The following is a 23,984-nucleotide window of genomic DNA, read 5'->3' on the forward strand; positions in this document are numbered from 1 at the left end:
GTTCGAAGCAGTGGTACGGTTCTGGCATTGCTTCGAATCCGAAGCACACGATCCGCAAAGCAACGATTCGCAAAGCACAGGAGCGCGCTCATGGCACTCGAGTTGGATCCCGAAGTCGCAATCGCAATGGCTCCGATGGGGCAAGCGATGGCGTCGATGACCCTGCCCGCCGTCGGAGACGTCGAGGGACGGCGGATGATGTGGGAACCGATCCTGGCAGCCGCCAGCGACGCGGTCCCGGCCTCGCCCGACGTCACCGTGACCGAACGGACGATCCCGACGGCGGACGGCGCGACCATCACCGCGCGCTGGTACGTGAAGGAGGGTGCCGAGCCCGGTCCCGCCGCGATCTTCTTCCACGGTGGGGGCTACATCTTCGGGCACATCGAGCAGTTCGACGGCCCCGTCGCCCGGTACGCGTCGCTCAGCGGGGTGTCGATGCTGTCCGTCGAGTACCGACGCGCCCCCGAGCACCCCTACCCGACCCCCCTGGAGGACGGCTACGCAGCGCTCACCTGGTTGCACACCCACGCGGACGAGCTCGGCGTGGACGTCGACCGGATCGGCGTCATGGGTGACAGCGCCGGCGGTGGATTGGCGGCTGCGGTGTCGATCCTCAGCCGCGACCGGCGCGGGCCGGCCATCGCACAGCAGATCCTGCTGATGCCGATGCTCGACGACCGGACGACCACCCCGGATCCGCACATCGAACCGTTCCTGATCTGGTCGTACGACGACAGCCGCACCGCCTGGCCCGCGCTGCTCGGTGACCGTGCCGGCGGCCCGGATGTCCCGGCGACCGCTGCTCCCGCACGTCTCGACGACCATGCAGGGCTGCCGCCCGCCTACATCGAAGTCGGTCAACTCGACGTCTTCCGCGACGAGGACACCGCCTACGCGACCGCCCTGAGCCGCGCCGGTGTTCCGGTGGAGCTGCACCTGCGCCCCGGCGTTCCGCACGAATTCGACTCGATCGCGCCCGATGCCGACGTGTCCCGCCGTGCGCTCGCCGACCGGATCCGCGTCCTCTCCTCTCTCTGACCCCCCGACGGCGGTCCCCGCTGTCCCGGAACAACCAACGCATCCGGCGTTGACCGACGACGCCATCTCTGATCGGAGCATCATGACCAGTTCTCGAACCCCCTTCGCCGTCATCGGCGCGACAGGCAACCAGGGATCAGCAGCGGTGGACGAGCTGCTCGCCGCCGGAGCCCCGGTGCGCGCCCTCGTCCGCCATCCGGACGCCGATGCCGCCTCCGCCCTCCGAGACCGCGGTGTCGAGGTCGTCGCCGCGGACCAGGAGGACCGCGATGCGCTCGAGCGCGCCCTCGCCGGCACGGCAGGACTCTTCTTCTTCACCACCTTCGAAGGCCCCGACGGCACCGAAGGGGAGGCCCGTCGTGGGATCACGGTCGCCGACGCCGCCGCCCGTGCCGGCGTCCCACGGGTCGTGTACTCGTCGGTCGGTGGCGCCGAGCGCACGACCGGCGTCCCCCACTTCGAGAGCAAGCGTCGCGTCGAGGAGCGCCTGGAACAGCTGGACGTGCCGGCGACCTTCGTACGACCGGCCTTCTTCATGGAGAACCTGCTCCAACAGCTGCCGACGAGCGACGCCGACGACTTCGTGCTGCGGTTCCCGATGCCGGCCGACCTGCCGATGCAGATGATCGCCGTCCGTGACGTCGGCCGCACGGCGGCGCGATTGCTGCTCGACCCGGACCTGCTGGCCGGCTCGGCGATCGAGATCGCCGGCGACGAACTCACGATGGACCAGGTCGCCGCCACCATCGGCGAGGTCTACGGCATCGAAGCGCGGTTCGAGGCGCTCCCGGTGGAGGTCCTCGCCTCCGACGCGGACATGCACGCCATGTTCAGTTGGTTCGCGACCTCGCCGTCATACCTGGCCGATCGACCCGGGACGCGGAAGATCGTCCCCGAAGCTGCCGACCTGCGAGGCTGGCTCGAGACGCAGCGCCGTCGCCCACAGGACCCGGCAGCGGCGTGACCGATTCGGCTCCCGCTGTGTCCGCGAGGCGCAGCGGGAGCCGGGCGGCCCCGCGGCGGACCCGAGTCCTCCATGTCGTCGACGGCGACCAGAGCCGCTCCTGGCCAGGGCCACATGCGCACCCGCCTAGGCTCGAGGGATGTCCGCCTACCCACGCACTCTCAGTCCCACTTCTCACGAGCACCTCGGATCCCACGTCGTGCCGAGCGTGGAGGTGGCGTTCCCGAGGTGGACTGGTGCCCCCATCGCCGACGCGTACGGGAGGAAGCCGGTCGTGAGCCGGCGGATCGAGCCGATGTTCGTGGAACTCGCGGTCGCCTCCATGGCGACCGCGTACGGGTGGGACGCCCGGTGGCTCGACGAGCTCCGGCACGACAGCCACGATGACCGTCCCCAGATGATGTCGTGCTGGGACCCGAGGCTGGGCCGGCACGACCAGATCCAGGACCCCGTCTCCCATGCACCGTCCAGGGCAGCGCTCGAACGCATCGCCGAGCAGCGGGGCAGCTGGGCCGGCGCCTGGTCGGTCGCTGCGGGCCATGAGGGCGACGTCGTGTTCTACCAGACGGTTCGTGGACGCACAGCACCGACAGCGAGTCAGATCGCCTGGCTCGATGCGGCCGTGGCAGCAGGAATGTCCCCTGACCAGTTCGTCGTCGCTCGCTGGCGCCTCCACTGACACTCGGCTCGGCCGACCTGCTTCCGCCACAGCGGAGCCGGCGCCTGGTCCACCGCCGCGGCGGGCGCCTCCCGGTCGGATCGTGCGGGGGCCGGACTCGCATCCCGGAAGGCCGACTCGCATGTCGGTCGCGTATCGTCACGACCAAGCGCGACTGCGTGAACTCTGCTGCACCGGTTGAAGGACCGATCCTGACGGAAGGCTGGTCCTTTGACGACCACCGATCCGATCGTCGCGGGATACACCCGCACCCGCCCCAGCTCCGGCGGCCGTTCCGGCACGTCGACGTACTCCGCGCTCCTCGCGCAGGTGAAGGACCACCACCTGCTCCGACGCCGAACCGGCTTCTACTGGTCGCTGTTCGGCAGCTTGGCCGGCACGCTCACCCTTGCATGGGTCGCGTTCGCGTTCCTCGGTGACTCCTGGTTCCAGCTCATCGTCGCCGCCGCACTCGGCGTGATCTTCACGCAGTTCGCGTTCCTGTCCCACGAGGCCGCGCACCGCCAGATCTTCACCTCACAACGGTGGAACGACCGCGCCGGCCGCTACATCGGCACCTTCCTGGTGGGGCTGAGCTACTCCTGGTGGATGAACAAGCACACCCGGCACCACGGGAACCCGAACACGGTCGGCAAGGACCCGGACATCGCGCCGGACACCATCCGATTCCTCCCGGAGGACGCCGCCGCGGTGCGGGGGCCCCTGCGGTGGCTGATGCGCGTGCAGGGCTACGCGTTCTTCCCGCTGCTCGCCTTCGAGGGCATCAACCTCCACTGGCTCGCGGTGCGCTCGGTCGCCACCGGCAAGGACACCAAAGCGGACGTGCGGCACCGTTGGCTCGAGGCGGGACTCCTCGCGGTCCGGTTCGGTCTCTACCTCACGGCCGTCTTCTGGTTCCTGCCCTTCGGCATGGCGTGCGCGTTCCTCGGCGTCCAGCTCGCCGTCTTCGGGATCATGATGGGCGCCTCGTTCGCGCCCAACCACAAGGGGATGCCCACCATCGCCCACGACGCGAAGGTCGACTTCTTCTCGCGACAGGTGCGGACCTCCCGGAACATCCGCGGCGGCTGGTGGGTGTCGTTCCTCATGGGCGGCCTCAACTACCAGGTCGAGCACCACCTGTTCCCGAGCATGCCGCGGCCGGCGCTCAAGCAGGCCCGTCTGCTCGTCCGCGACCACTGCGACACACTCGACGTGCCCTACACCGAGACAACGCTCCTCCGCAGCTACGGCATCGTCGTCCGCTACCTCAACCGCGTCGGTCTCTCCGCTCGCGACCCGTTCGCATGCCCCATGGTCGCGGAACTCCGCATCCATTGACCACACCAGCCTCGGCCGGCCCATCCGCGTGATCCCGGTCGAGGTCCCTCCGGACCACTTGCATCCCGTGCCCGGCTCGACCATCCGAGATCAGGCCGGCACGACATGTCCACAGGCACCGTGAAATGGTTCGACAACACCAAGGGCTACGGCTTCATCACCCCCGACGACGGCACCGATGACGTCTTCGCCCACTTCTCCAGCATCGTCCCGGCCGGCGGAGAACGCGTCCTGAACGACCACCAGCGCGTGCAGTACGACCTCGGTCCAGGGAAGAAGGGACACAACAAAGGGCCCCAGGCCGAGAACATCCGCCCGCTCCGTTGACGCCCAGCGCCGCACGCGCATGACGAGCGCTGCGGACGCCGGACGAAGCGCAGGGACGGGATACGTCATCACCCTCGGCCATGGCCCCCGATCTGGGTTCCCTGCGAGGCCTCTCAGGCTCGGTTCGGCTCGTTATCGTGAGGGGTGGGCCGGCAACACCACCGGCCCGGATCACCGCATTTCGATCAGGAGAGATGACGATGACGTCGCTCGCAGCACTTCGACCGACGACCGCGAAGGTCGTCACGGAATCAGCGACGGGACTGGACCCCGATCGCGTCCTCGTGTTCGGGGACGCGCTGTTCCCGCCCGGCGCCGCCCTCGACCAGGGCGCGCGCATCACGGCGGATGCGCTCGCCGCGATGACCGGCCGCGGGGCTGACGTCACGGCCGTGTCGTGGTCGGCCTGGTCCGGTGAGCCGCTCGCTGCTGCAGCGACCACGCTGCGGTGCGTCAACTACGACGTCGTCGTCGTCACCCTCACGGACAGCGTGATCCACGGACGGACCTCCGCCGGGGCCGTGGCTGCGGCCGCGGCAGATCTCCTGGAGCAGGTGGACCGGTTCCGGCAGCGACTGCTGCCGACGACCGAGGTGATCGTGGTGCTCGCCCACCGCGAGGACCAGTCGGACCTCGCCGCAGCCCTGCAGACGGGACGGGACGAGGTCGTCATCCTGGCCGTGGACAGCACGACGATGAACGGGTTGCCCCGGGTGCTCGAGGTGTCCAGGGCGCTCCTCGCCCATCAGCGCGCCACTGCGCGGAGCCCGCAGTGGCACCGCGACGCGCCTCAGCCGTGCCAGGAACGGTACGAGGCGGTGGACCAGCTCGGCATCCTCGACACGGCTCGGGAGGCCCGGTTCGACCGCATCGTCGACAGCATGGCGCGGGTCTTCCGCACCGAGGGTGCGGCGATCACCTTCATCCCGGAGAACCGGCAGTGGACCAAGGCCGGCCGGTGGTTCCCGGTCGGCAGCAGTTCACTGCAGAACTCGTTCTGCAGGACGACGGTGCTCGGCTCCGGCCCGCTCGTCGTCGGGGACGCCTGGCAGGCGAAGCGGCCACTGCCGCGGAACGCCGTGCGGTTCTACGCCGGGTACCCGCTCGAGACGCTCGACGGCACGCGTGTGGGTGCCGTGTGCGTGTTCGACCCGAAGCCGCGGGACGAGGCCTCCGTCGAACTCGATCTGCTCCGTGACTACGCGGTCCGCGTGCGGCGCGAGCTCTACCGACGGTGACGCGCTACTGCTCCCGGCCCGCGTGCGCGTGGCCGCTGGCATGGCCCTCCGGGCGATGCCAGCGCTGACCGACCCACGGGAGGCCTCTCGCCGAGAACGGCAGGCTCCCCCTGCCGCGGGTGAGCCGCAGCACGTCGTGGCGCGGGCGGCGGCCGAGTGCTGCTGCTCGGCAGCCGGCGTCCGGATGATCCCGCTGGGGAGGCCCTTCCTCCCGGCACGAGATCGCGAGCCGACGCGCAGAGGTGCCTACCGACAGCCGTGGCGGCTCTCACGACTGGAACTCGGCGTAGTCGTCGGGGTAGACGTCTCCCTCCGGCAGGGTCGTCGCCTTGGCCGGGTGGACGAGGGCTTCGATCTTTTCCCGCAGATAGGTGTCCGCGTCCGCGTTGTCGGGCTCGGGCACTGTGGTGGTCGAGGTCTCGGCCATGAGCGGTGCGCCTTCGCCGAGGAGGAACGTCGCTTCGACGTCGTCGCCATCGGAGCTCATCGCCTTGACGGTGACGGCGTCCGCGGTGCCGTCGGTGCCGAGGGCACTGGCGTACTCGAGGAGCAGATCTGCCGTGGTGTCGCCCAACAGGAGCGACTTGTCCGAGTACGTCACGTGCTTCATGAGTCGACCGTACGCGCCGGAGCATCTGCACTCGCACGCCGCTGCACGGCTCCTGGTGCACACCGATCCGTGCGCTCCGACAGGTCGAGCTGTCGCGGCCTCCATCGGGTTGCCCCGGGTGGCCACGTTTCCGGGTCCGAGCAGACCAGCGACACCCCGGACACCGTCGCCTTCTCGGTGCTCCTCGAGAGCGGTGACGTCGCCCCAGCGGAGATCCTCCTCGGCCGAGCAAGCCAGGTCATGAACGTGCCAGAGCCCCGCGAACACGAAGGCATCGTCGACGAAGACCTCGTCAGGAGCCTCGAGCAGAAGACAAGCGCCCTCGGTCGTTCTCGGCCCGAGACGGAGAGCGGGGACGGCGTGCAGCAGGGCCATCCCGACGACTCCTGCAACGTCGCGGACACGAGAACGTCATGGCCGCCGGGGCCCGGCCTCGGATATCGCGAGTAGGATAGCCCCAGGGCGCTTCGCAGGTTGCGGGCGGCCGCATCTTGTTCGCCAATGGGCGGCCCTGATGTCCAAATTGGATGAGGGCGCATCATGGGTAGCTTGACGTACGACCACTCGCTCAACGTCGAGTTCGACGACCGGCTCCTCGGGCATCTGCAGATCGTGATCGGCCTGAAGCTGCGCCGGAACGAAGCGTTCTACTTCTCTTGGAAAGACGACCGACGGGTCGGCGACGGCCGAACCACCATCTGGATCCATCCGACGATCCCGCTGGTGTTCAAGTTCTACGGCAGCCGGATGCCCGCTCTCAACCGGGAGTGGATAGCCGCCCTGGAGCTCTCCTCGAACACAGCGCAAGGGCTTCAGGTCCTCGAGGAACCGCGCTCTCCGGCGACCGGGAACGGCGACAACTGACCATGAAGCGGATCAACATCACCTACGGCGGTATCGACTACAGCGTGACTGACGCGGACCTCGACGAGGTCAAGGCGACGCTGCTCGCTGCGGTCCGGGCGGAAGCCCCGACATGGATGCGCGTGAACCACGGCGAAGGCTCGTACCGGCAGACCGAACTTCTGATCGAGCCCGGTGTCAGCATCGCCATCACCGGTATCGACGCGGACTGACGCGCTCCCGGCCCCGTCTCAGCACGAGCCTCACTGCCCACCACCGAACGGCCTGGTCGTCACTCCAGGGTGCCGGTGGTGTCGAACGTGAGCCCGAGCGCCGTTGCAAGCTCCCGGCCGAACACTTCCGCTTCTGCGGGCGTGTCAACACGGAGCAGCGGTGTCCTGCCGACCGACAAGAGCCATTGCGCTCCGGTGGACCGGGCAGTGACCGCGTTCCGCCTCACCATGGCCACGCCGTCCCCTCCTTGTCGAGCAGACCGCACCTGTCGGCTCCTGGCACCCACGAGCCACCCAGCCTCTCTGCAAGCGCCGAGGAGAGCAGCCGCGGGCTGACACGGTAGGTGTGCAGGCGAACCGATCGCTGCGGGAGATGCCGTTCCCGAGTCAGTGTTCGAAGATGGAAGTGGGCGGCACGATCGACTCGATACAAGGTCAGCTCCTACGGATTCGTGAGACACAGCGAGCCAAGGTCACGAGTGCTCGGAGCGGCTGACGGGGACTGAGCCAGCACTTGAAGCGTAAGGATGGCCCCGTCCCGAACAGGAGGGTTTACGAAACGCTCATCATGAGGTATGCGTCTGCACCGCGCCGTGCGCCGTCGCCTGCAGCGAACGTTCCATCGGTCGAGATCGGATGGGCAGACCGACCGCTGGTCCTGCTTCGGGGCCGAGCAGTGTCACTCACCCATCGAGAGCGGCCGAGTCCTCCTCCTCGACGAAGTTGAATCGCTCTGCCGTCTCCGGCTCGCTGAGGCCCAGCGGCCGGACCGGGGGGCGTGCCCGTGGCACCAAGTATCGTGAACTCCGATGAACCTCGAGAAGGCACGGCGCCTCGTCGCGGACCTGGCGCGTGTGAACGAGCGCTATCTCCGCGACGGGCGTTACCGCAACGACATCCGTGAACGACTGGGGCGCACCGGGTCCGGGTCCGGCGTCGGGGTGGTTTGGCGTGAGCGCGACCGCGTGCCGGAGCGCGCGCGTCCGTTCGAGGGGCTCGTCGAGACGAGTCTCGCACTCGCCGGGATCCAGACCGCCACCCGGGAGGGACAGGTCGTACTCGTCGTTGACGAGGTCCGCGAGGGCGCCGCCTTCGCTGGCGTGCAGACCGCGCTCTCGGTGGCGATCGAACTCGGTGAGCGCCTCGCGCGCACGGTCCGGGTCGTCATGGTCCGCTCCACAACGCCGGGCAACAGCGGCGCAGCAGCGGAAGCCCTCATCGCAGAGCGTTTCCCCACGACCCGGGACACGGCAGGCGGCCCGAGCGTCCGTGTGGTGCCGCGGGAGGACATCCTCGCTCAGGTCTTCGGTGACGAGGACGTCTGGATCGCGACGCACTGGAAGACCGCACACGCGCTCGACGTCGCGGTGAGGAGCGGCGTGGTGGACCGCGACCGGGTCGTGTACGTGGTACAGGACTACGAGCCGGGCTTCAGTCCGTGGTCCACCGATTACGCCGTAGCTGCGTCCACCTACCGCGCTGGTTTCCGAATGCTCGTGAACTCGGCCCCGCTGCAGCGGTATCTGCACGACGTCGAGGGGATCGTCGTACCCGACGATGCGACCTTCGCCCCGCACCTCGACATGGAGAAGCTGCAACGAGTTGCGGAGGCGCGTCGCTCCCCTGCGGAGGACGGCGGGGTCGTGCGGGTTCTCTTCTACGGCCGACCGAGCAAGCACCGGAACCTCTTCCGGCTGGGCGTCGCCGCGCTCCGGGTCGCCGTGCAGGAACTCGCGGTCGACGACCTGCGGGTCGAGTTCCACTCTGCGGGTGAGATGCATGCGGACGTGGAGCTGGGATCAGCCGGCCGCATCGCGCACAGGCTGATCGCCCACGGCACCATGCCCTGGGACCAGTACTTCCACTTCATCGCTTCCACGAACGTGGTCCTGGCTTTGCAGCACAGTCCCCATCCGAGCCACCCTCCGTTCGACGGTGCATTGTCGGGTGCCCGCGTGGTGACGAACGAGTTCCACGGCACCCGTGGAGGCCTGCATCCGAATATCGAGGCGGTGGCCACCGACGCGGGGTCGCTCGGACACGCACTTGCGGGCGCGGTCCGTCGCGCGGCAGCGGACGGACCGACTTCGTTCACACCTCTGGCGGACGGGGTCCTCGGGGGGGCCCTGAAGGACGCGGTCGCCAGGCTCGCGGTGGACCTGTCCGCCGTGCCGCCGAGGGGGGCCGACTGAACGGGAGGCCCGTCACACCGCTCGCGAGCCGGGACGGCAACTCGGTTGAACTCGACCACGGCCTCGAGGACCAGGCCGTCAGCGTCGCCCCGGACCGGTTGCGGGCGACCACCGGAACCGCTCCGACGCGCGACAGATGGACCGTCCGCTCCTCAACGATCAGTCGGGCGAGCCGAAGTCGGCCCGCGGGTGTGAACGGGGATCAGCGTTGGTCACGAAGACCTCCGGTGCGACGGGTTGGTGCGGCACGCCACATGGTCCCGGAGGTCTTCTCCTATGTCACCCCGGCCACAACGTGCCGGGAACCCACACCTAGACCTCGACCACCACTCGCTCTGTTGCCCGCAGGCCCAGCCGGAGCGCGGCGATCTCGTCGATCGCTGCTGCGAGCGCCTCCCGCTCCTCGCCGGTCATGGTGTCCTCGAGCATGGCGATGCTGACTGCGACGATCGCGTCATTCGGACCGGCAGCGCCGAGGTCGCCATCGAGCACACGAACGTTGACCGCGCCCGGCTGGAAGTTCGGATGCTTGTCGGTAGCGAAGTGGAACACGACGTCGTCGAGGTGTCGGGTGCGGCGATAGCGCTGTCGCGGTCCGTCGACGACGACCCGCCACCCGCGGTTCCGAAGAAACTCGGCGAGCGTGCTGGCGCGAAGGGCGTGGGGCTCGGACACCGAACCAGCGCGGTCGACGTACGGCAATCGGATGGCGGCGCGCGGCGAGTCGTCAACTTCTCGAACAACGATCGGGTCCTGGCCCCACGCCGACGCGTCGTGGCCCCGTTTGGAGTCTCGGGGTACGAATCCCGCCACGTGGAGACCGAGCTCCTGATACCGCCAGCCGTCATTCGCTACCTCCCGGTCGCGCCAGCGATCGAGGAAGCGTTGGCGGTTGTAGGTGGTGTGGGCACCTCGACCCGACGACGCGCCTTCGAAGTGCGTCACCGCAGATTCGGGCGCAACTCGGAAGTGCCCACCACGGAGTTCCGTGAGTCGGAAGCACAAGTCCACGTCCTCCATTCCATTGACGAACAGCTCGTCGAACCCGGAGATCGCCGCGAACTCTGCCGCACGAACCGCCAGGCAGGCGGCGGTGAGGGCCTGAAATCGGTCGAACGCAGCCGCGGGGAGCGAGGCGATCTCCCCCACACCGTGCGCACTGAGGAAGTGCCAGGGCAAGACGCCGCGAGGACCGAAGACGGTGCCAGCAGTTTGTATCAAACCGTCCGGATAGGTCAGCAACGGTTGCGCGCCGCGAACGGCGTCGTCCTCGAGTGCTGCGAGCAGAGGATCGAGCCATCCGCTTCCAACCGTCGTGTCGTTGTTCAGGAACACGACACGCGCGCCGTTGCTCGCTGCGAAGCCGACGTTGTTCCCACCGGAGAAGTTCACGTTGTGCGGTAGCGCGACGATCTTCACTCGCGAGTCCGAGGAGAACGCCCCCCTCAGGATCCTCCGGACCGGTGCGCTCGATCCGTTGTCGACGACCACCACCTCGACGGGCGTGCTGCCGCTGTTGTCGAGCACGGAACGTACCGCTGGCAGGGTCAACCGCCAGTCTCGGTACGTGACGATCACGACACTGACCAGATCCTCCTGCCGGGGTTTTGCGCGGGCGACATCCCAGTCCACACCGGACAGGACCGAACTCACCTCTGGGCGCGTGGCGAACGACACTGTCGAGAGCTCGCCCACGCGCTCCGCGAGCGTGCCCGTTCGCTGCTCGAGGTCGTCGTACCCGGCGGCGAGGACTGCCGGATCCGCATCAGGAGACGGAGAGAGCCGTGTGGCACCGATGCCAGCACCGGCAGGAAGACCCCCCGGAGCGAATGCACGCTCACCGTGGACGCCGAGCGACACCAGTACACGCCGTAGCGTGAGGCCAGTGGCGTGGGCCGCCCATTCTGGCTCCAACCGCGGTGAGGGCGCGTACCCCTGCATCGCTCCCTGGGAGACGAAGTGCAGCGCGGCTGCAGCGTCAGTCGTGAATCGCCGGCCCGTCAGCCGCCCGTAATAGTTCCTGTCAACGAAGCCTCGTTGTGCGAGCCCCATCGCCGCAGCGGACAGGACCAATCGCTCCCGGAGGGACTGGGTGGGCGTCCCGCTCGTGGTCCTGCGACGAGGAGCTGGCGTGGTCGAAGTCGCGGTCGCGGTGGGCCGCGGCGGCTGCTGCCCTCCGGCCGCGTTCCGGAGCGCGGCAGCGACGGACGAGGCCTGTGCCATCTGCTGCGTGATGAATCGCGGAGTCCTTCGGTGGGGTGCAGCACCGGAGACGGCGATGATCTCACGCACGACCTCTGACGTGGTCGCTGACCGGGACATGATCCTCGGAACACTCCCGACAGCAGCAGCGCTCGCTTCTTCGAGCAGCGTCCGATCCTCGGCGAGGGCACCGAGCGCGATAGCCAGATCAGCCGCAGAGCCGGGCTCGACGAGGAATCCCGTCACTCCGTGCTCGACGAGCTCGACCGTCCCTCCCGACCGGGCCCCGACGACCGGCAGGCCGTGCTGCAGGTACTCCAGCGTCACTCGCCCGAAGGCTTCCATGCGCGAGGTCGTGACGCCGACGTCGTAGTTCTCGAACAGATTCGACACGTCGTCCACCTGGGGGCGGATGTCGACCGCTCCGTCAACGCCGAGCTCGGTAGCCAGGTTGCGGAGTTCTCCCGCGTAACCAGCGGGGTTATCGGGGCCAACGATCGTCGCCGTTACCGGGACTCCGCTGTTGCGAAGCAGCGCGACCGCTTCGACGAGCGTTCGCTGGCCTTTGGACTCACTGACCTTCCCGAGTGCGAGGACTTGGAGGGTGTCGGTTCTCGCCGGATGCGCGGGGGCGACCTCATCGACCGGCAGAACAGGCGGGTAGAGAATTCTCGTGGTTGCTGTCGGGGCAAGTCCACGAACGAAACTGTCGATGGCTTTCGAGTTCGTCACGACGAGGTCGGACATCGAGGAGATGTCCTGGAAGGTCGTCTCGGCTCCGTACTGGAACTGGAGACCGTGATCCAGCTCTCCGTATTCCCGCACGAACCAGACATGAGGCGTACCGGCGATCGCAGCGGCCACCGCTGCCCAAGGATTGACGATCGTGTTGGTGAGGACGATGTCGATCGATCGCTCCTCGATGAGGGCCAAGAGGCGTTCGAGCGCTGCAGCGTTGCCCTGTTGGTACCGGAGAATCCGCTCGGCATCGGTGGCGCGTTGCCGGAGGACCCACGGATACGAGTGGATCACGACGACCTCGTGGCCGCGGCGCTCCAACTCGGGCGCTAGGTGGCCACCTGCGACCGGCAGCACGAACACGAATTCGTCCTCCGGGCGGTCCGAGCGCCACTGGTCCGTCAAGGCGAGCAATGATCGTTCTCCACCGCCCAACGTCTCCAGGGCAGCGCTGTGGCAGGCGATCAGGGCACGCATAGAGCGACAGTACACTGAGCGAACATCAGACACTGACACTCGGAAGGACCGATTTGGCCCAGCTCGATGCAGCCGCGCTTCCCCGGATCACGATCGTGGTACCGGTGTACGGCGATCTGCCTTCGTTGCTCATCTGCATCAAGGCACTCCGCTCCGTCACCGATCCACAGCGACACGACGTGCTCCTCGTGAACGACTGCGGCCCCGACGCAGACGAGATCGAAACCGCCGTCCTCGCTGCGGTCGACGGGGCTATCGGATTCCGGTACGAACGCAATGACCGCAACCTCGGTTTCGTTGGCACATGCAACCGTGCCGTTCAGGAGCTCGACACGAGCGACAACGACGTCCTATTGCTCAATTCGGACACGGAGCCGCGCGCGGGATTCGTCGAAGAGATGCAGGCGGTGCTCTACGCCCACCAGAAGCACGGGGTCGTTTGTGCCCGAAGCAACAACGCGACGATCGCATCCCTCCCGTACCGACTGGTGGGCAGGAGTTCAGTTCCCTCCGTTCAGCGCACGGAAGCGGTCTTCGCGGCCCTGGAAGGCACCTTGCCGCGGTGGACGGTCTCGCCAGTGGCCATGGGTTTCTGTTTTCTGACGAAACGAGAGTTGATCCGGCGTTTCGGTCTCTTCGACTCGGTCTTCGCGCCGGGATACGGCGAGGAGAACGACTACTGTTTACGCATCGACAAAGCTGGCTTCCGCTCGGTCATCGCGAATCGTGCCCTCGTCATCCACGAAGGCTCGAAGAGCTTCGTGGGGGAACGCCGGGACGCCCTTCGGGACGCTCACCAGCGACTTCTCGAGGAGCGGTACCCCTTCTACGGCCGGGCGACGCGCGCCTTCATGCGCTTCGGGATCGGTGCTGCCGAGCGTTTTGCGGATGCCCTGACGCCGGGGAGCGCGGTCACGACCATGGGCATCGACATTCGCGGCTTGGTCCGCGTCGCGCCCGACGACGAACGCCGCGGGGCAGTGCTGACCGACATCCGTGCCGCAGTCCGGACGCTGCTCCGAGCAGGCGTCGAAGTGGAGGTGCTGGCCGATCCGGCAGATCTCGTCGGTCTTCGACTGAACCCAGCGCAGGTCACCCTGGCGACCGAGGTGACCACCGATGCAATCCTGCATGTCGGCGTGCTGCTGGCCGGCGGCCCTGACACCGGGATGCTCGCAACGGCGAACCGTCGGTACGCGTACTGGGCGGCACTCAGCGTGGCGGACCTGGACGAGGCCGACTGGGCGACGCGTACGAGCGCCCTCGGCACGCGGCTCGCCGGAGAGGACCTCGCTCGACACTCCGTTTGGCGCCTGAAGCCCGAGGTCGAACATGGGGTACGTGATGCGATCGAGTCGGTGCCGTCCCAACTGGAGTCTTTACTGCAGTCCCCGTTAGCCGACCGGCTGGCTCAGCTGGAGGATCGTTGGAGAACGTACCGAACAGTCGACTCAGCGCCTGGCTCCGGCGCCACGACTGACGCGCAGCTTCGGCGGCTGCGTGCCGAGATCACCTCCTTGCAGGACAGCCTCAGCTACCGCGTCGGGAGCCTGGCAGTCAAGAGCGCGAAGCGCCTGGCGAGGCGCCGATGAGCGCAGCACGCCGGGCGGTGTACACCGCGCTGCTCGGTGGTTACGAGGCGCTACGGGAGCAACCCACCGCCTTGCGTTCAGGTATCCCGTACATCTGTTTCACCGATGATCCGGAGTTGACGAGTTCGACATGGCACGTCGAGCAGGTGACTCCGCTCTTTCCCCACGACCCCACCCGAAGTTCTCGAGAGCTGAAGACAGGCGGGCACCCCCTCCTCGCGGACTTCGATGAAACGCTGTGGATCGACAACCGGGTCGAACTCACCGTCGATGCCAGCGACGTCCTGGACGTCTGGCTCAAGGACTCCGACTTGACGATGATGGAGCACTCCTTCCGTGAGCGGCTCATCGACGAATTCACAGCGGTCGCTGACGCCGGCATCGACGCAACCGATCGAGTGTGGGAGCAACTGCTGCACTACGCGGAGCAACGACCTGACCTCATGGACGGCAAGCCGCTCTGGACGGGGATGATCGCACGACGCAACACCTCCACGACTGGTCGCTTCGGTCGGGTCTGGCAGCACCACATCGATCGGTACTCCCGCCGAGATCAACTCTCGGTGCAGATGGCAGCCGCAGACGCTGACTCACCGATACGCGTGATCCGGCGCGACAACCGAGAGTCGGAGTGGCACCGTTGGCCGCCGGTGGACGAACAGCTGCGGCGACGGCCCGCCTACCATTCCCGATGGGAGGACGCGCTCCGCGCACCACTCCTCACCGCCGCGAAGCTCCGGGAGCGCAATCGACGACTGGAGCAGCGTGTGTTCGAGCTCGAAGACGCCGCTTCCGCTCACGAGTCCCGAGCCGTCGAGGCTGCCGAGAAGCTGGAGCATGCGAAGCAAGCCATCAGAACCGCGGAAGATCGAGCGCAGGCCCTGCATGAAGATCTCGCCCGCACCGCAGACCAACTCCGTCAGGAACAGCAACGGAACGCGGACCTCAACCACGACGTGGAGGACCAGCGGCAAACGGCTTCCGCGCTCCGCGACCAACTCGCGGCTGCACGGAACGAACTCAACGCCCTCCGATCGAGCCGCAGTTTCGTTCTGGCGCGTCGTCTGGTGCACATCCTCCGACGCTGAGCGATAGCCGAACGGTCGGCCCGTCACACCGTTTCGTTGTATGCCGCGAGCACCGACTTCGGCTCGCCGATCTGCTGCAACTCACCTGCATCCAGCCACGCGACCTGGTCGCACATGTCCTGAACGGTGCCCTGGGAATGTGAGACCAGGATGATCGTCTGCCCTGCCTCCTTCATCTCCTTGAATTTCCTTCGGCAGCGGTTCTGGAACGTCGCGTCACCGACCGAGAGCACCTCGTCAACGACGAGGATGTCCGGCGTCACGGAGATGGCAACGGAGAATCCGAGCCGCACGTACATACCGGAGGAGTAGTTCTTGACCGGCTGGTCAATGAAGTGACCGACGCCGGAGAAAGCGACGATCTCGTCGAACTTCCGCACGATCTCCTTCCGGGACATGCCGAGGATGGACCCGTTCAGGAACACGTTCTCGCGACCCGAGAGCTCGGGGTGGAAGCCGGAGCCGACCTCGAGCAAGGACGCCTGCTTACCGTTGGCGGTGATGGATCCGTGCTCCGGGTAGAGGATCTTCGCGAGGCACTTCAAGAGGGTGGACTTGCCGGATCCGTTCTTGCCGATCAAACCGAACGTCGTGCCGTGCGGCACTTCGAACGACACGTTACGGAGAGCCCAGAAGTCCTCATGCACCGAGCGGCGCCCGCGCATCACTGCGCTCTTGATCGAGTCATTTCGCTCGTGGTACATCCGGAAGCGCTTGGACACCTCGTCGACGCGCACGGCAACATCACTCACAGCAGTTCCGCCAGCTTCTTCTCATTCCGGGAGAACACGACGTAACCGATCAGGAATGACAAACAGCCCGCTGCGAGGACGCCCACCCAGTCTGTCCAGTTCGGGAGTCGATTGTCGTACATCAGGTCTCGGAACACGGTGGAGAACCGTTCGATCGGGTTGAGTTTGTAGAGGTGGACGATCCAGGGCTTGCCCGCACCGTCGGCTGAGTCCTGGACGAGTGACAGCGGGTAGACGATCGGCGAGAGGTACATCCACATCTGCAAAGCGATGCCGACGAGGTGCTGCATGTCCCGGAAATGTACGTTGACTATCGAGAGCATGAGACCGAGGCCGCATGCGAACATGGCCAGGAGCACCATGTTCAAGGCGATCAGCGGCAAGAATGCGTACCACCTCGATCCGAAGAGCGCAAGCACCACGAGTATCACGGCCATCTCGACCAACCAGGTGAACCCGAACGAACCGACAGCGCTGAGGGGCAGCGTCATGCGCGGGAAGTAAACCTTCTTGATGAGCGATCCGTTGCTGACGATCGAGGTCATCCCACTGTTGATCACGTTCCGCGTGAAGATCCACGGCAGAAGCCCACACATGAGCCAGAGCGGGTAGACGTCGAGACCACTGGGATCCCCGACCTCCACCCGCGCCTTGAAGATGAACGAGTACACGATCGTGTAGATCAGCATGGTCGCGAGCGGATTGATCAGCGACCACAGCTGTCCGAACACGGTGCGCCGGTACTTACCCTTGACTTCGCGCGCCGTCAGATTCGCGAGGAGCTCCCGCGACGACAGGAGATCACTGAGATAGGTCATTCGACTCTTCACGTCGTGCGGCGGGTCGAAGCCGCCGCCTGGTTGGGGGGACGTGGCATTCTTTCATGTGTCGAGGGCTGCGTCAGGACGGCGAGACGATCTGTGCGAGCGGCGGGAGCGGGGACGTGCCTGAAAAGTGTAAACTCCTCAGGTGCGTGTCTGTTTCGCCAATCACTCAACTGCGCCGAAGAGTCTCGGCGGAGCTGAACGTTCCCTCATCAGACTTGTGGAGGACTGGCAGGGAATCGATCCCGACTTCGAACCGACCTTCGTCACGAAAGCGCCGCGAGGGACGTTCATCGACGCACTGGAGCAGCGGGGGTGGCAATACCAGGCATACCGCTTCCGGGGATGGGCCTTGCCGAGTCCGCAGCCAGCACCGGCTGCGGAGCGGGCAACGTTCGCGACGGCCGACTACGCCGCAGTGTCGGCGATCATCCGGCAATTCGAGCAGCAGCGCCCAGATCTCGTCGTCACCAACACCCTGGTCGCTCCGTGGGCGGCCTTCGCCGCCGCAGCGCTCGGCATTCCACAGGCGTGGTTCATCCGGGAGTACGGCGATCTGGACCACGGCCTCCAATTTCAGATCGGCCGGGATGCAACGCTGCGGGACATCGGTCTCATGGCCCTCGAAGTCGTCACGAACTCGCAATCGCTCCGAGCCCACCTTGCACCGTTCATCGATCCGGAGCGGATCAGCGTCGCGTATCCCGCAGTCGAGGTTGAGCAGCTTCTCGCCGGTCGCGCCGCGGTACCGGTGCAGGTTCCCTTCCCGCAGGAAGATCCCGGGCTCCGCATCACGATGGTCGGTCGCGTCGAAGAGAGCAAGGGACAGTTCCGTGTCATCGATGCTCTGGGCGAGCTCGCTCGCCGCGGGGTGACCGCAAGCGTCTGCTTCGTCGGCGCCTGGACCCATCCCGGCTACGACTTGCTCCTGCGCGAGCGCGCGAGATCGCTCGGGATCGCGGGGCGCGTCACCTTCGCCGGCGAGCAGCGGAACCCTGCTCCTTACATCCACGCAGCGGACGTCTGCGTAACCGCGTCGACGCTCGAGGCGTTCGGCAGGAGTACCGCGGAGTACATGGCCCTCGGTCGGGCTGTCGTTGCCGCGGACAACGGCGGAAGCGCTGAACTGGTCGTGCCCGGTCGGACTGGACGACTGTTCCCGGTCGACGACACAGCTGCGTTCGCCGACGCTTTGGAGCATTACGCAATGCACCCGGAAGACGTCCTCAGACATGGAAGCAGAGGACAGGAGGAGCTGTCGCGCACGCTCAGCACCGGTCACGATAACGCGAGTGCAATAGCACGCCTCAGCGCGCTCGTTGGAACAGAGGGTTACCGCCTGCCCGAGATTGCCCGGTACTGGTTTGATCTGCCCGCGACCTACGCCTCTCTCGGTGCCACGAGCGCGAAAGCTGCGATCGGACTCCTCGTGTCCCGGGTAGGGACCCGCTCGGGCCTGGTGGGCCGCGCCCTCGCAGCCCCAGGCGTAGCGGCGAGACGGCTGGTCCGACGGTGACCGCCGAGGTGCCCTCCCGCCGGCCGGTGACGATCGTGGTCCCGGTGTACGACGATCTGGCCGGACTCCTCCGCTGCGTCGAGGCGCTGATGGAGACCGTCGACGTGAACGTCGACCGGGTACTACTCTGCAATGACGTTGGGCCGCACGCCGACGAGATCGAAGGTCGCCTGCTGAACTTGATCCGGGACCGGCCCGGATTCGAGTATGTGCGCAACGAGCGCAACCTCGGCTTTGTCGGCAACTGCAACCGTGCCGCATTGGAACTGGACCGCAGCGGAAACGACGTCCTGTTGTTGAACAGCGACACCATTCCACTGCCGGGATTCCTCGATGAGATGGCCACCGTGCTCGCCTCGGACGATTCGTTCGGCGTCGTCTGCGCTCGCAGCGACAACGCGACGATCGCGACGATGCCGTACGCGCGACGGAATCCCCGCTCCCGAGCGACGCCCGAGCGGACGACAGAGCTGCACGGGGTCCTCCGCGAGCTCCTCCCGCGGTTCACCGTCGCGCCCGTCGCGATGGGGTTCTGCTTCCTCATCCGGCGCGAGGTCATCGACCGCTTCGGCTTGTTCGACCACGTGTTCTCCCCCGGCTACGGCGAGGAGAACGACTTCTGCCTCCGCATCAACAGAGCCGGATACCAGGCCGTTTTCGCGAACCACGCGCTCGTTCTGCACACCGGTTCGACGAGCTTCAGTGGCGACCGCGGGCCGGCGCTCCGCTTGGAGCACGAGCGCATCCTCCTCCGCCGGTACCCGTTCTACGCGAGCGCGGTCGCACTCTTCCTCGGCCGCGTCCGGGACGCCGTCGACGTCTTCGCCGACACTTTCCTTCCGGACGACGGTGTGCTGCGTGTCGCCTTGCAGTTGCCCGCCGTCATCGACGAGGCCGCCGTCGCGCGCGCGACGGCGGTCCTGGAAGCCGCCCCCGATGACATCGTGATCACTCTGATCACGGGGCGGGAGCAAGCCCGGGTGGCTCGTCGGTCGTTCCCAACCGCCGATCTGCTCGTCGTCGGACGTCCGCGTCAGGTCTTCGACGTCACGGTCGCATTCGGCGCTGTCACGTCATTCGGCGGTCTCTCGAGCCTGAACGCGAACGCCCCCCGATGGCTTCTCGTCGACGCGATTCCGCATCACCGGCAGTGGGCAGAAGCGGTGCGCCACCACCGCGACGCGGCAATCGACCCCATTCTCCGCCGCTTCGACGACAGCAGTGTCGACTGGTCCAGTCCCGAAGACCTCATCGCGGCGATCCGCCATGTCGGATCCAAGCCGATCGATGCGGAACGGCTGCGCCTTCGGTGGAACGCCGTCGCGGACATGGCAGAGGCGACCGGTCTCCTGAAGCACCCGGACCGGGTGTCGGTTCGTCGACTCGTTGCCCTCGCGCTCGGCGCTCGGAGTCCTTGGCTCGTCACGCGGCTGCGCGCGATCCGGGCTGCCCGCGCCTGACCGGGAGTGGCGGTTCTGCGGGACGCTCATCGCGCCAACTCCGGTGTCGGGCAACCCGGGACAGGTCAGAGGAGAACCGGGCCTGGAAGTGCGCCGCGAACGCGGAAAGCGCAGACCAGAGGCCGAGCGGACGGCAGCAACACCAGCCAAGCGGACAGGCTGCGCACGCAGCGCTTCAACTGGCGCCAACGCCGAGCCCACACGCGCCCGTCGGCTCAGTACAAAGGGGTGAGTTCTTGAAACGTCCCCTCGGTCGGGCTGACAGGATTTGAACCTGCGACCCCTTGACCCCCAGTCAAGTGCGCTACCAAGCTGCGCCACAGCCCGAGAGCCCGACGAGCGGACTCTGGTGCCGCTCCGACCAGAGCGACCCGACAAGCATAGCGGACCCGCGCCTCCCGGCCGCGCACGGCAGCCAGCGGGCGCTCGGCGGGCCGGACCGTCGGGAGGATCGTCGTCAGCCGTGGAGGAACGCCGCAGCTCTCACACCCCACCCCCGGATCGTGTCCGGCGTCTCAGCGACCTCGAGCGTGGCGGACGGCAGCAGCTCGGCGAGCCGTTCGGCCGTGCTCACCGGATGCCCCGAGTCCGTCGCCCACGGCAGCAGCAGCGTCTCGTGCCCGATCGTGGCGACGACATCGGCATCGGGGAAGTCCGACCCGGCGGCGCCGCGGAACACCGACGGCAGCAAGTCCGCACGCACATCGGGGTCGCGATCGAACGCCCACCCGCCCTGCTCCAGGATCGGCACCGACGGAGCTGCCGCCATGGCACGGCGCCACCCGTCCATCCCCTCGCGTTCGACGAGGTCGGCACCCGCCCGGTACAGGTTCCCCTGGTTGGCCCGTGTCTCCCACGCCGTCGGCGGGATGCTGAGCACGAGGCGACGGAACCGTTCTGGGCGTCGCGTGGCTGCCCAGATGATCGTCGCTGTGCCCATCGACGCACCGATGGCATCAACTGGTGCATCCGGCGACACGGCGTCCGCGAGCGCCAGCAGGTCGTCGGCGAGCGCCGCCCATCGGTAGTCGGACGGCTGCGCACGACCGGTGGAGACCCCGTGGCCGCGAGCGTCGTACCGGACGAGGCGGGCGTCCGCGGCGACCGCGGACCAGTCGAACACGCCCTCGGCGTCCTCCGCCGCCCGGCTGGCGCCGAGGCCGTGCGCGACGATGACGACGCGGCCACCGGCACCCGAGACGTCGTACGCGAGCCGGGAGCCGGGGATGTCGAGGTGTCGATCGCTCATGCCACCACGGTAGGACGAGTCCGCGACGAGCGCCGTGCCTCCCGACGGATCCTGTGGACTCCGGTGGAGACTGGAGCGCATGTGGACGGGGACCTTGGAGTTCGACCTGCTGCTCGGTGATGTGCATTCCCTCAAGGAGAAGCGTGCGGTCGTCCGTCCCATCGTCGCGGAGCTCCGCCGTCGGTTCACCGTGAGCGCTGCGGAGACCGACCATCTCGACCTGCACCGCCGCGCGGGCGTCGGGCTGGCGGCCGTGGCTGCCTCCGCCGGGCACGTCGTCGAGGTACTCGACGCGGCCGAGCAGTGGATGGCCGAGCGGCCGGAGGTCGACCTGCTGTCGGCACGACGCCGCCTGATCAGCTCCGAGGACTGATCCCACAGAGCGCCTACCCGCCTCGTTGTCCACAGGACGGCCGGGAGGCCCAGGTGTTGTCGGCCCCGCCTGTCACCATGGAGTGGTGACCAGCGATCCCGCCACCGTCGTGGCCCCGTCCGAAGCCCTCCGCGCCGAGGCGCTCGAGGCGCTGCACGCCCTGACCGGGCGGCAGGACGCCGTGTTCCACGACGGCCAGCTCGAGGCGATCAGTGCGCTCGTCGAACACCGGCAGCGTGCGCTCGTGGTGCAGCGAACCGGGTGGGGAAAATCGGCGGTCTACTTCCTCGCCACGTTGTTGCTGCGGCGCCGCGGCGCCGGTCCGACCGTCCTCGTCTCGCCACTGCTGGCGCTCATGCGGGATCAGGTGGCGGCCGCGGCACGGGCCGGCGTTCGAGCGATGGCGATCAACTCGGCGAACGCGCACGAGTGGGGCGACATCACCGCCGCGCTCCGCGCCGACGAGGTCGACGTGCTCCTCGTCTCCCCCGAACGCCTCAACAACCCGCGCTTCCGAGACGAACAGCTCCCGACCCTGGTCGAACGGCTCGGCCTGCTCGTCGTCGACGAGGCCCACTGCATCTCCGACTGGGGTCACGACTTCCGCCCCGACTACCGGCGTCTCGCCGACCTGATCCGAGCCCTGCCGGACGGGGTTCCCGTCCTCGCGACGACCGCGACCGCGAATGCCCGGGTGGTGGCCGACGTCGAGGAACAGCTCACGGTCACACCGGACGCACCGGTGTTCACGATCCGGGGTTCGCTCGCGCGAGCGTCGCTGCGTCTCGGTGTGCTGGACCTCCCGGACGCGCGTGCTCGCCTCGGTTGGCTCATCGCGCACCTGCAGGACCTGCCGGGCAGCGGGATCATCTACACGCTGACGGTGTCGGCGGCCGAGGACATCGCTCGCCTCCTCCGCGAGGCCGGCCATGCCGTCAGGGCCTACACCGGTCGCACCGACGCCGAGGAACGCGCGCAGCTCGAGCAGCAGCTGAAGGACAACGAACTCCGCGCCCTCGTCGCCACGAGCGCCCTCGGGATGGGGTTCGACAAGCCGGACCTGGGGTTCGTCGTCCACGTCGGGGCGCCGTCCTCGCCGGTCGCGTACTACCAGCAGATCGGGCGTGCAGGTCGGGCCACCCCGAACGCCGACGTCCTGCTGCTCCCCGGTCGCGAGGACCGCGAGATCTGGCAGTACTTCGCGAACGCCTCGATGCCGTCCGAGGACCGTGCGAACGCCGTGCTCCGGCAACTCGAGCGTGATCGGGCGTTCTCGACGGTGGCGCTCGAAGGCCTCGTCGACATCAAGCGATCGACGCTCGAGCTGTTGCTCAAGGTCTTGGATGTTGACGGCGCGGTCCGCCGCGTGTCCGGCGGCTGGGTCGCCACGGGTGAACCCTGGCAGTACGACACCGAGCGGTACGCACGAGTCGCGCAGGCGCGCATCGCCGAGCAGGAGTCGATGATCCGGTACGAGCACGCGACGACGTGCCGGATGCAGATGCTGCAGCAGGACCTCGACGACCCGACCGCGGAACCCTGCGGCCGCTGCGACATCTGCGCAGGCGCGTGGTACCCGGCCGATGTGGCTGCAGCCGCCTCGTCCGAGGCGGCTCGCACGCTCGACCAGGTCGGCGTCGAGATCCCGCCGCGACTCCAGTGGCCGTCCGGGATGGACCGGCTCCACGTCTCCGTCAAGGGCAAGATCACTCCAGCCGAACAGGTCGCGACGGGCCGGGCCGTCGCGCGCCTCACCGACCTCGGCTGGGGCGGCCCGCTCCGCGCGCTGTTCGCGCCAGACAGCGCCGACGCCCCGATCAGCGCGGAGCTCATGCAGGGCTGCGTCCGCGCGCTGCGCGACTGGCCCTGGGAGGCCCGACCCACCGGTGTCGTCGCGCTTCCGTCACGGACGCGACCGCTCCTGGTCGCTTCGCTCGCGGGGGAGCTCGCGCGGATCGGCAAGCTGCGGTTCCTCGGGACTCTCGAGCGAACGGGCGGCACCATGCGCGCGGACGGCGCGACGAACAGTGCGTATCGACTCGCCGGCATCTGGGACAGCGTGCGCGTCGGACCCGACCTCGGAGCCGCGCTCGAGGAACACCACGGGCCGGTGTTGCTCGTCGACGACCTCGTGGACAGCCGGTGGACCATGACCGTCGCCGGACGAGTGCTGCGGCAGGCCGGAGTCGAGCAGGTCCTGCCATTCGCACTCGCTGTGGTGGCCTGACCGAGCACCCGGAACGCCAGCGCGACGGATCAGCGCGAG

22 protein-coding genes and 1 tRNA gene are annotated in these 23,984 nt (G+C 67.7%); 16 read left to right on the forward strand and 7 right to left on the reverse strand.

The window, feature by feature from the left end; genetic code table 11:
- The first annotated feature begins 147 nt into the window (after positions 1-147).
- The 6 genes from DEI86_RS12610 to DEI86_RS12635 all read left to right on the forward strand — a co-directional run bounded on the left by DEI86_RS12610 (position 148) and on the right by DEI86_RS12635 (position 5,569).
- Positions 148-1,041, forward strand: a complete 894-nt coding sequence (locus tag DEI86_RS12610; RefSeq protein ID WP_220038521.1) for an alpha/beta hydrolase — start codon at positions 148-150, stop codon at positions 1,039-1,041.
- 82 nt (positions 1,042-1,123) lie between these two features.
- Positions 1,124-2,005 (forward strand): NmrA/HSCARG family protein, encoded by an 882-nt coding sequence (locus DEI86_RS12615; protein ID WP_181439772.1) that lies wholly within the window; start codon positions 1,124-1,126, stop codon positions 2,003-2,005.
- Positions 2,006-2,279: 274 nt separating this feature from the next.
- Positions 2,280-2,684: a hypothetical protein gene (locus DEI86_RS12620; protein WP_146244928.1), complete on the forward strand. Its 405-nt coding sequence runs from the start codon at positions 2,280-2,282 to the stop codon at positions 2,682-2,684.
- A 210-nt stretch (positions 2,685-2,894) separates the two neighbouring features.
- Positions 2,895-4,004: an acyl-CoA desaturase gene (locus tag DEI86_RS12625; protein WP_181434687.1), complete on the forward strand. Its 1,110-nt coding sequence runs from the start codon at positions 2,895-2,897 to the stop codon at positions 4,002-4,004.
- A 105-nt stretch (positions 4,005-4,109) separates the two neighbouring features.
- Positions 4,110-4,331 (forward strand): cold-shock protein, encoded by a 222-nt coding sequence (locus DEI86_RS12630; protein WP_111027414.1) that lies wholly within the window; start codon positions 4,110-4,112, stop codon positions 4,329-4,331.
- Between the two features lie 200 nt (positions 4,332-4,531).
- Entirely contained in the window at positions 4,532-5,569 is a 1,038-nt protein-coding gene (locus DEI86_RS12635; protein WP_146244929.1) for a hypothetical protein, read from the forward strand.
- A 268-nt stretch (positions 5,570-5,837) separates the two neighbouring features.
- On the opposite strand, the gene DEI86_RS12640 is transcribed toward DEI86_RS12635, so the two are convergent.
- A complete protein-coding gene (locus DEI86_RS12640; protein WP_111011350.1) occupies positions 5,838-6,179 on the reverse strand; it encodes a hypothetical protein in 342 nt (113 codons plus the stop codon).
- Positions 6,180-6,356: 177 nt separating this feature from the next.
- Between DEI86_RS12640 and DEI86_RS12645 the strand changes: the two genes are divergently transcribed.
- From DEI86_RS12645 to DEI86_RS12655, 3 genes are all read left to right on the forward strand, one after another.
- Positions 6,357-6,629, forward strand: coding sequence for a hypothetical protein (locus DEI86_RS12645; RefSeq protein WP_146244930.1), 273 nt, complete (start codon positions 6,357-6,359; stop codon positions 6,627-6,629).
- A 90-nt stretch (positions 6,630-6,719) separates the two neighbouring features.
- Entirely contained in the window at positions 6,720-7,043 is a 324-nt protein-coding gene (locus tag DEI86_RS12650) for an ATP-dependent DNA ligase (RefSeq protein WP_111012803.1), read from the forward strand.
- 2 nt (positions 7,044-7,045) lie between these two features.
- Positions 7,046-7,255 (forward strand): hypothetical protein, encoded by a 210-nt coding sequence (locus DEI86_RS12655; RefSeq protein WP_111027418.1) that lies wholly within the window; start codon positions 7,046-7,048, stop codon positions 7,253-7,255.
- Positions 7,256-7,314: 59 nt separating this feature from the next.
- Here the strand turns inward: DEI86_RS12655 and DEI86_RS16585 are convergent, their stop codons facing one another.
- Positions 7,315-7,491, reverse strand: coding sequence for a hypothetical protein (locus DEI86_RS16585; RefSeq protein ID WP_181439773.1), 177 nt, complete (start codon positions 7,489-7,491; stop codon positions 7,315-7,317).
- A 573-nt stretch (positions 7,492-8,064) separates the two neighbouring features.
- Between DEI86_RS16585 and DEI86_RS12660 the strand changes: the two genes are divergently transcribed.
- Positions 8,065-9,447 carry a hypothetical protein gene (locus tag DEI86_RS12660; RefSeq protein WP_111049742.1) on the forward strand — a complete coding sequence of 461 codons (1,383 nt, stop codon included), beginning with the start codon at positions 8,065-8,067 and terminating at the stop codon, positions 9,445-9,447.
- A 312-nt stretch (positions 9,448-9,759) separates the two neighbouring features.
- Here the strand turns inward: DEI86_RS12660 and DEI86_RS12665 are convergent, their stop codons facing one another.
- Positions 9,760-12,864 (reverse strand): glycosyltransferase, encoded by a 3,105-nt coding sequence (locus DEI86_RS12665; RefSeq protein WP_111049743.1) that lies wholly within the window; start codon positions 12,862-12,864, stop codon positions 9,760-9,762.
- Positions 12,865-12,917: 53 nt separating this feature from the next.
- On the opposite strand from DEI86_RS12665, the gene DEI86_RS12670 reads away from it, so the two are divergent.
- Together DEI86_RS12670 and DEI86_RS12675 are read left to right on the forward strand one after the other, a co-directional pair.
- Positions 12,918-14,456 carry a glycosyltransferase family 2 protein gene (locus tag DEI86_RS12670; RefSeq protein ID WP_181439774.1) on the forward strand — a complete coding sequence of 513 codons (1,539 nt, stop codon included), beginning with the start codon at positions 12,918-12,920 and terminating at the stop codon, positions 14,454-14,456.
- Positions 14,453-15,544, forward strand: coding sequence for a glycosyltransferase domain-containing protein (locus tag DEI86_RS12675; RefSeq protein ID WP_111049747.1), 1,092 nt, complete (start codon positions 14,453-14,455; stop codon positions 15,542-15,544). Before DEI86_RS12670 ends, DEI86_RS12675 begins: the two co-directional genes overlap by 4 nt.
- A 23-nt stretch (positions 15,545-15,567) precedes the next feature.
- On the opposite strand, the gene DEI86_RS12680 is transcribed toward DEI86_RS12675, so the two are convergent.
- Complete coding sequence (locus DEI86_RS12680) at positions 15,568-16,296, reverse strand: ABC transporter ATP-binding protein (RefSeq protein WP_220037286.1); 729 nt, start codon at positions 16,294-16,296, stop codon at positions 15,568-15,570.
- Entirely contained in the window at positions 16,293-17,114 is an 822-nt protein-coding gene (locus DEI86_RS12685) for an ABC transporter permease (RefSeq protein ID WP_111049748.1), read from the reverse strand. The genes DEI86_RS12680 and DEI86_RS12685 overlap by 4 nt, the downstream gene beginning before the upstream one ends.
- Positions 17,115-17,265: 151 nt before the next feature.
- On the opposite strand from DEI86_RS12685, the gene DEI86_RS12690 reads away from it, so the two are divergent.
- The gene (locus tag DEI86_RS12690; RefSeq protein ID WP_111049750.1) at positions 17,266-18,636 is read left to right on the forward strand and encodes a glycosyltransferase family 4 protein; all 1,371 of its coding nucleotides are present in this window, start codon (positions 17,266-17,268) and stop codon (positions 18,634-18,636) included.
- Positions 18,633-20,096 (forward strand): glycosyltransferase family 2 protein, encoded by a 1,464-nt coding sequence (locus DEI86_RS12695; protein WP_111049752.1) that lies wholly within the window; start codon positions 18,633-18,635, stop codon positions 20,094-20,096. The genes DEI86_RS12690 and DEI86_RS12695 overlap by 4 nt, the downstream gene beginning before the upstream one ends.
- A 253-nt stretch (positions 20,097-20,349) precedes the next feature.
- Here DEI86_RS12695 and DEI86_RS12700 read toward each other — a convergent pair.
- Together DEI86_RS12700 and DEI86_RS12705 are read right to left on the reverse strand one after the other, a co-directional pair.
- Positions 20,350-20,423 (reverse strand) — tRNA-Pro (locus tag DEI86_RS12700).
- A gap of 130 nt (positions 20,424-20,553) precedes the next feature.
- The gene (locus DEI86_RS12705) at positions 20,554-21,345 is read right to left on the reverse strand and encodes an alpha/beta fold hydrolase (protein WP_111049776.1); all 792 of its coding nucleotides are present in this window, start codon (positions 21,343-21,345) and stop codon (positions 20,554-20,556) included.
- Between the two features lie 79 nt (positions 21,346-21,424).
- Between DEI86_RS12705 and DEI86_RS12710 the strand changes: the two genes are divergently transcribed.
- Both DEI86_RS12710 and DEI86_RS12715 read left to right on the forward strand, forming a co-directional pair.
- Positions 21,425-21,718, forward strand: coding sequence for a DUF503 domain-containing protein (locus tag DEI86_RS12710; RefSeq protein WP_111049754.1), 294 nt, complete (start codon positions 21,425-21,427; stop codon positions 21,716-21,718).
- 82 nt (positions 21,719-21,800) lie between these two features.
- A complete protein-coding gene (locus DEI86_RS12715) occupies positions 21,801-23,945 on the forward strand; it encodes an ATP-dependent DNA helicase RecQ (RefSeq protein WP_111049756.1) in 2,145 nt (714 codons plus the stop codon).
- The last annotated feature ends 39 nt before the right edge of the window (positions 23,946-23,984 follow it).

The sequence above is a fragment of the Curtobacterium sp. MCBD17_028 genome (assembly GCF_003234875.1).
Classification (GTDB): Bacteria; Actinomycetota; Actinomycetes; order Actinomycetales; family Microbacteriaceae; genus Curtobacterium.